General features: G+C 69.3%; 6 protein-coding genes and 1 pseudogene. All 7 read left to right on the top strand.

All coding sequences use genetic code 11. The features are described 5' to 3' along the window. Positions 1-222: pseudogene (locus tag D477_RS23450) on the top strand (hypothetical protein); the annotation flags it as partial. 84 nt (positions 223-306) lie between these two features. Next, positions 307-1,587 (top strand): phosphopyruvate hydratase, encoded by a 1,281-nt coding sequence (eno, locus tag D477_RS19900; RefSeq protein WP_005274590.1) that lies wholly within the window; start codon positions 307-309, stop codon positions 1,585-1,587. 74 nt (positions 1,588-1,661) lie between these two features. Continuing rightward, complete coding sequence (locus tag D477_RS19895) at positions 1,662-2,456, top strand: FtsB family cell division protein (RefSeq protein ID WP_005274586.1); 795 nt, start codon at positions 1,662-1,664, stop codon at positions 2,454-2,456. Positions 2,457-2,528: 72 nt separating this feature from the next. Then, positions 2,529-3,203, top strand: a complete 675-nt coding sequence (locus tag D477_RS19890) for a DUF501 domain-containing protein (RefSeq protein WP_005274583.1) — start codon at positions 2,529-2,531, stop codon at positions 3,201-3,203. Beyond that, a complete protein-coding gene (locus tag D477_RS19885; protein ID WP_005274580.1) occupies positions 3,200-4,156 on the top strand; it encodes a Ppx/GppA phosphatase family protein in 957 nt (318 codons plus the stop codon). The genes D477_RS19890 and D477_RS19885 overlap by 4 nt, the downstream gene beginning before the upstream one ends. A 91-nt stretch (positions 4,157-4,247) precedes the next feature. Next, positions 4,248-5,543, top strand: a complete 1,296-nt coding sequence (locus D477_RS19880; RefSeq protein WP_005274576.1) for a S8 family serine peptidase — start codon at positions 4,248-4,250, stop codon at positions 5,541-5,543. 31 nt (positions 5,544-5,574) lie between these two features. After that, positions 5,575-6,534, top strand: a 960-nt coding sequence (locus D477_RS19875) for an NAD(P)/FAD-dependent oxidoreductase (protein ID WP_005274573.1), incomplete at its 3' end; no start/stop codon positions are given.

Raw genomic sequence — 6,534 nt, 5'->3', positions numbered from 1 at the left:
CCGGGCACTCCGGCGGCGGAGCCTGGTGCTCAGGCCGCGGAACCCGGGCCCCCCGCCACACCACACCCAACGGAAGAGGAGATCGGCAGCCGCTTGCTCGCCGTCGTACGTGAAGCGGTGGCAGGCAACGTGGACCCGGAACAGGCGCTGCGCTCGGCGGTGCGCCGGTTTCAACGCGGCGTAACGGGCGGGGAAGGCGACGGCCTTCTCGATTACGCTTAGACCGACACGGCTGCAGCGGCGGCTTGTCATGACCTGGTTCAACTTTCGTTCCAACTCAAAGTTCCAACGAACAGGAGCAAATCAATGGCGCTTATTGATGCCATCCATGCGCGCGAGATCCTCGATTCCCGCGGTAACCCCACGGTCGAGGTCGAGGTGCTGCTCTCGGACGGCTCCATGGGCCGTGCCGCTGTCCCCTCCGGCGCCTCCACCGGCGCGTTCGAAGCTGTGGAACGCCGCGACGGCGTCAAGGAGCGCTACCTGGGCAAGGGCGTCAGCGAAGCCGTCGACGCGGTCATCGACACCATCCAGCCGGCCCTGTTGGGCATCGACGCCACCGACCAGCGCCTGATCGACCAGACGATGATCGACCTGGACGGCACCGCCAACAAGTCCAACCTCGGCGCCAACGCCATCCTGGGTGTCTCCCTGGCCGTGGCCAACGCCGCCGCCGAGGCCTCCAACCTGCCGCTCTACAAGTACCTGGGCGGACCGAACGCGCACGTGCTGCCGGTGCCGCTGATGAACATCCTCAACGGCGGCTCGCATGCCGACTCCGACGTGGACATCCAGGAATTCATGGTCGCCCCGATCGGTGCCGCCACCTTCTCCGAGGGGCTGCGCTGGGGTGTCGAGGTCTACCACAGCCTCAAGGCCGTGCTGAATGAAAAGGGCCTCTCCACTGGCCTGGGCGACGAGGGCGGCTTCGCACCGAACCTGCCGAGCAATCGCGCCGCGCTGGACCTGATTTCCGAGGCCATCACCCGTGCCGGCTACACTCCGGGCAAGGACATCGCGCTGGCCCTCGATGTCGCTTCCTCCGAGTTCTACAAGGACGGCGCCTACCAGTTCGAGGGCAAGGCCCTGAGCGCCGCCGAGATGAGCGAGTACTACGGCCAGCTGGTCGCCGACTACCCGCTGGTCTCCATCGAGGACCCGCTGGACGAGTCCGACTGGGACGGCTGGGCCAAGCTGACCGCCGACCTGGGCGACAAGGTCCAGCTCGTGGGCGACGACCTGTTCGTCACCAACCCGGAGCGCCTGCAGCAGGGCATCGATTCCCGCACCGCCAACTCGCTGCTGGTGAAGGTCAACCAGATCGGCTCGCTCACCGAGACGCTTGAGGCCGTGGCCCTCGCGCAGCGCAACGGCTACACCACCATCACCTCGCACCGTTCGGGCGAAACCGAGGACACCACGATCGCCGATATCGCCGTCGCCACCAACGCCGGCCAGATCAAGACCGGCGCCCCGGCCCGGTCGGAGCGCGTGGCCAAGTACAACCAGCTCCTGCGCATCGAAGAAGAGCTCGACGACGCGGCACGCTACGCCGGTGCTTCGGCTTTCCCGCGTTTCAAAGCCTGAACCGGCCAATCTCTCGGTATCGTCTTAAGGACGGCGCTGTACCGGCGCCGGCCTAGACGCAGCCAAGGAGTTCCATGTCCACCCGACGTCCCAAAGTGCCGAAGGCCGCCCGTCCGGCCGCCGGCAGCGGGACCGGACCGCAGGGTCCGGACCACGGGACGCCGGGTGGACGTGTCTCCGGACCGTCCGGCTCCGGAAGCCCTGGGGCCGGAAGCTCCGGCTCCGGAGGCTCCAGCGGCAAGGTGATCCGGGCGGACTTCCACGCCGGCAAATCCGCTGGCGGCGGCAAGTCCGCTGGCAAAGCGCCCCCGAAACCGGCCGCGAAGCGCAAACCGACGCCGTCCGAGGCGCGGGCCGCGGAGCGCAACCAGCTGTCGGAAGCCATCCGGCAGCCGGGGAAGGAGCCGCAGCCGTCCGGCTCTGCCCTTGGCGGCAGGCGCAGCATCCTGGAGCCCGAGGGCACCTCCGCTGCGCCGGTGCCCGCGAAGGCCTTTTCCGGGCGCATGCTGGCGCTGGCCCTCGTGCTGGTGACCATCACGGTCCTGCTGGCGCCGTCCGTGCGGATTTTCATCGAACAGCGCTCGGAGATCGCCGCGCTGGAACGGGATATCGCCGCCCAGCAGCAGGCCCAGGACAAGCTGGAACGCGAGCTGGCCCGCTGGGAGGACCCGGCCTACATCAAGCAGCAGGCGCGGGATCGCATATTCTATGTAATGCCGGGTGAAACCCGCTACCTGGTCACCGGGGCCGAAGGCCTGGCCGAATCCGACGAGCACGCCTCCGAGGCGGCTCCGGCCGAACTGCCCTGGGTGGACGCCCTGTGGGACTCGGTCAAGCGCGCGGCAACGGATACTCCGGCCGCGGAGTAGCCCGGCGGCAGGCGCCCGGCACACGGTGCTGCGGACCCGCCGTCGTCGTGAGTAAAACCCTTGGAAGGACCCATGGATACCGCCCAGCGCACGCCCACCCCGGCCGACTTGGAAACCATCAGCCGCCAGCTCGGCCGGCCGGCCCGCGACGTGGTGGAAATCGGCGCCCGCTGCGTCTGTGGCAACCCGCTGGTCGCCACCACGGCACCGCGGCTGGGCAACGGCATTCCGTTTCCGACGACGTTCTACCTGACCCATCCGGTGATCACCTCGGCCGTGTCCCGGCTTGAGGCCGCCGGCGTGATGACCGAGATGACCGCCCGGCTGGAGCAGGACGGGCAGCTCGCTGCCGCCTACCGGCGCGCGCACGAGGACTACCTGCGCAGCCGCGACGAGATCGGCCAGCGGACCGGCGTCGGTTCGGTGCCCGAGATCGCCGGAGTCTCCGCCGGCGGCATGCCGTCCCGGGTCAAGTGCCTGCACGTACTCGTCGGGCACTCGCTCGCGGCCGGCCCCGGCGTGAATCCGCTGGGCGACGAGGCGCTGGAGCGGATTGCCGAATGGTGGACCAAGGACCGCTGCTACTGCGCCGGCGCCTGGGATGAAACAGGCCCGGCTCCGTCCCGGGACCTGAGCCGGCATACCAAGACGCAGGGGCTCAGCGAAGCGGAGCTCGAAGCCAAACGCGCCGAACGCCGCGCCGCCCGGGAAGCCGGGGAGGCAGCGGAGGAAGAAGGACAAGCATGAGGGTTGGAGCCATTGACTGCGGCACCAATTCCATCCGCCTGCTGATTGCGGATATCGACGACGGCGGACGCCTCACCGACGTGGTGCGCACCATGCAGGTGGTCCGCCTCGGCCAGGGCGTGGACGCGACCGGCCTGCTGGCCGACGAGGCGCTGGCGCGCACCTTTACGGCAGCCGAGGATTACGCCGGACTGCTGCGCGAACACGGCGCCGCCAGCCTGCGCTTCGTGGCGACCTCGGCAACGCGGGACGCCCGCAACCGCCAGGTCTTCGTGGACGGCGTCCGGGCACGCCTCGGCGTGGAGCCGGAAGTCATCAGCGGGGGCGAAGAAGCGGAGCTGTCCTTCAGCGGTGCTGCCAGCGTGTTGGCGGCTGCGGACGATGAGCAGGTCCTGGTCGTGGACCTCGGCGGCGGCAGCACCGAGTTCGTCCTCGGGACCGGCGCCGGTGTCCGGGCGGCCCGCAGCACCGACATGGGCTGCGTGCGGTTCACCGAGCGCTACCTGCGCTCCGATCCGCCCACAGCGGCCGAGATCGCCGCGGCCGAGCAGGAAATCAATGCCTGCATCGACCAGGTCCTGCGCGATGTCCCGCTGAAAGACACTGACCGCCTGGTCGGTGTGGCCGGCTCGATCACCACGGTCACCGCCCACGCGCTGGGGCTGTCCGAGTACGAGCCGGGCGTGATCCACGGTGCTGCCCTCGACGCCGCGAAGACGCGGCAGGCCTGCACCTCGCTGCTGGAAATGAGCCGCGCCGAGCGCGCCGCCCTGCCCTACATGCATCCCGGGCGGGTGGACGTAATTGGCGCCGGAGCATTGATTTGGCGCACTATTAATGACCGCGTCGGCGAGTTGACCGGCGGCAGGGTCAACGGTGCGACCGCCAGTGAGCACGACATTCTCGACGGCATCGCCCTCAGCGCCGCGCAGCCGCGCTCCGCGGCCAGCTAAGCCGACTGAGACCAGCAGGACAGGGGAGTACATGCAGCCAGGAACACGACGCCGGAGCCGGCGGACCGCCGCGCGGAGCGCGCTGCTTTCCATGGTTTCCGTCCTGGCCCTGGCCGGCGGCGCTGTCTTCGCTCCCGCCGCTGCCGCCGACGAGCAGCGCGCCAAGGAATACTGGCTGGACTCCTACGGGATCCGCGACGCCTGGAAGACGTCGCAGGGCGAGGGCGTCAAGGTCGCCGTCATCGACAGCGGGATCGACGCCTCGCATCCGGACCTGAAGGGCGCCGTGGTCGGCGGAACCGACGTGTCCGGCGCCGGGGCGCCCAACGGCCAGCGCGGCATTGGCGCGACGCCGGAACACGGCACCCTGGTGGCGACCCTGCTCGCCGGCCGCGGGCACACGGAGCAGAAGGGCAAGGACAAGGACAAAGACAAAGACGAGGAGAAGCCCAAGAGCAGTGTCGGCGCAGGTCCCGACGGAGTGATCGGCGTGGCGCCCAAGGCCGAGCTGCTCGCCGTGTCCACCTGGCTCGGTTCGCCCAACCCCGCCGGCGTCGGCATCGAGGAGCAGATCCCGGCCGCGGTCCGCTGGGCCGTGGACAGCGGAGCCCAGGTCATCAACATGTCGCTGACCAGCTCCACAACCTCCTGGCCCGAAAGCTGGGACGACGCCTTCCTCTACGCGGAACAGAACGACGTCGTCATTGTGGCTGCGGCGGGCAACCGCGCCGGGGGCACCGAGCAGTCGGGCGCCCCCGCCACGATTCCCGGTGTGCTGACCGTGGCCGGGCTCAGCCGCGACGGCGAAGCGAGCCAGAAGGCGTCGGCGCAGAGCATCGTCATCGGCGTCGCCGCCCCCGCCGAAGACCTCATCGGCGGCATGCCGGGCGGACAGTACGCGAACTGGTCCGGCACCTCCGGCGCCACCCCGCTGGTCTCCGGCGTTGCCGCCCTGATCCGCTCCAAGTACCCGGACATGAGCGCGGGGCAGGTGATCAACCGGATCATCTCCACCACGTCCGACGCCGGTGTCCCTGGCCATGATCCGATCTACGGCTTCGGCATCCTCGACGCCGAGGCTGCGCTGAACGCGGACGTGCCGGCTGTGTCCGGCAACCCGCTGGGCTCGATTGCCCAGTGGATCACCATCCACCGGCGCGGCGAGGCGGCGCCGCCCAGCCCGGCTCCGGTTGAGAACAACGTCAAGGAAGAGCCGGCCGTGCCGGAGCCGACCACGCCGGTGGCTGAGGAGCCCCGGCTGGAAGGCGACGTCCTGCCCGGCATCCTGGTGGTCGGGTTCGGGATTCTGCTCCTGGCCGTCCTGGGCCTGGGCGTGCAGCAGACGCTGCGCGCGCGCCGGCTGGCGCAGGCCGAAGAGAGTTCGTGAAAACTTTCACAATAGGCGCTACACTGGTCGCATGGCATACACTCCTGCGCTCTCAGACCGTCCGCGCGTCCTCATCGTAGGTGGCGGCTACGTCGGCCTCTACGTGGCCCTCAAACTCCAGAAGAAGGTCCGGGCCCACGGGGGTATCGTCACCCTGGTCGACCCGCTGCCCTACATGACCTACCAGCCGTTCCTGCCGGAGGTTGCTGCCGGTTCGATCGAATCCCGCCACGCGGTGGTCTCGCATCGGATGCACCTCAAGCAGACCGAGGTCATCACCGGCCGGGTCACCTCGATCGACCACGCGAACAAGACCGCGGTGATCGACTCCGAGGACGGCGTGGAGTTCGAGTTGCCGTACCGCGACGTGGTGATCGCCGCCGGCGCGGTGACCCGCACCTTCCCGATCCCGGGCCTGGCCGAGAACGGCATCGGCCTGAAGACGGTCGAGGAAGCCCTGGAGCTGCGCAACACCGTGCTGGAGCGGATCGAAGCCGGTTCCATCCTGCCGGACGGCCCGGAGAAGAAGCGCGCGCTGACCTTCGTATGCGTTGGCGGCGGCTTCGCCGGCATCGAGGCGATGACCGAGATCGAGGACATGGCCCGCCATGCCGCCGAGCAGAACCCGCGCCTGAAGCGCTCGGACCTGCGCTTCGTGCTGGTCGAGGCGATGGGCCGGATCATGCCCGAGGTCACCGAGCACCAGGCCGAGTGGGTCGTCGAGCACATGCGGTCGCGCGGCATCGAGGTGCTGCTGAACACCTCGCTGGCCTCGGCCGTGGACGGCAAGCTCGAGCTGATCAACATGCCGGACAAGACGCCCGCGCAGAGCTTCGAGGCGGACACGCTGTTGTGGACCGCCGGCGTGCAGGCCAACCCGATCGTGCGCAACTTCGGCTTCGAGCTGGATGAGCGCGGCCGGGTGAAGGCCAACGCCGAACTGCGGATCATCGACGCGGACGGCCAGCCGGTCGAAGGTGCCTGGACCGCG

This window comes from Arthrobacter crystallopoietes BAB-32 (genome assembly GCF_000328305.2).
Lineage (GTDB): Bacteria > Actinomycetota > Actinomycetes > Actinomycetales > Micrococcaceae > Crystallibacter > Crystallibacter crystallopoietes_A.
This window is presented reverse-complemented; position numbering and strand designations above follow the sequence as displayed.

What these genes read in the sequence shown, in the direction of transcription:
- D477_RS19880 (WP_005274576.1), top strand. Translation starts at nt 4,248, where the DNA reads ATGGTTTCCGTCCTGGCCCTGGCCGGCGGCGCTGTCTTCGCTCCCGCC.
- D477_RS19885 (WP_005274580.1), top strand. Translation starts at nt 3,200, where the DNA reads ATGAGGGTTGGAGCCATTGACTGCGGCACCAATTCCATCCGCCTGCTG.
- D477_RS19895 (WP_005274586.1), top strand. Translation starts at nt 1,662, where the DNA reads ATGTCCACCCGACGTCCCAAAGTGCCGAAGGCCGCCCGTCCGGCCGCC.
- eno (WP_005274590.1), top strand. Translation starts at nt 307, where the DNA reads ATGGCGCTTATTGATGCCATCCATGCGCGCGAGATCCTCGATTCCCGC.
- D477_RS19890 (WP_005274583.1), top strand. Translation starts at nt 2,529, where the DNA reads ATGGATACCGCCCAGCGCACGCCCACCCCGGCCGACTTGGAAACCATC.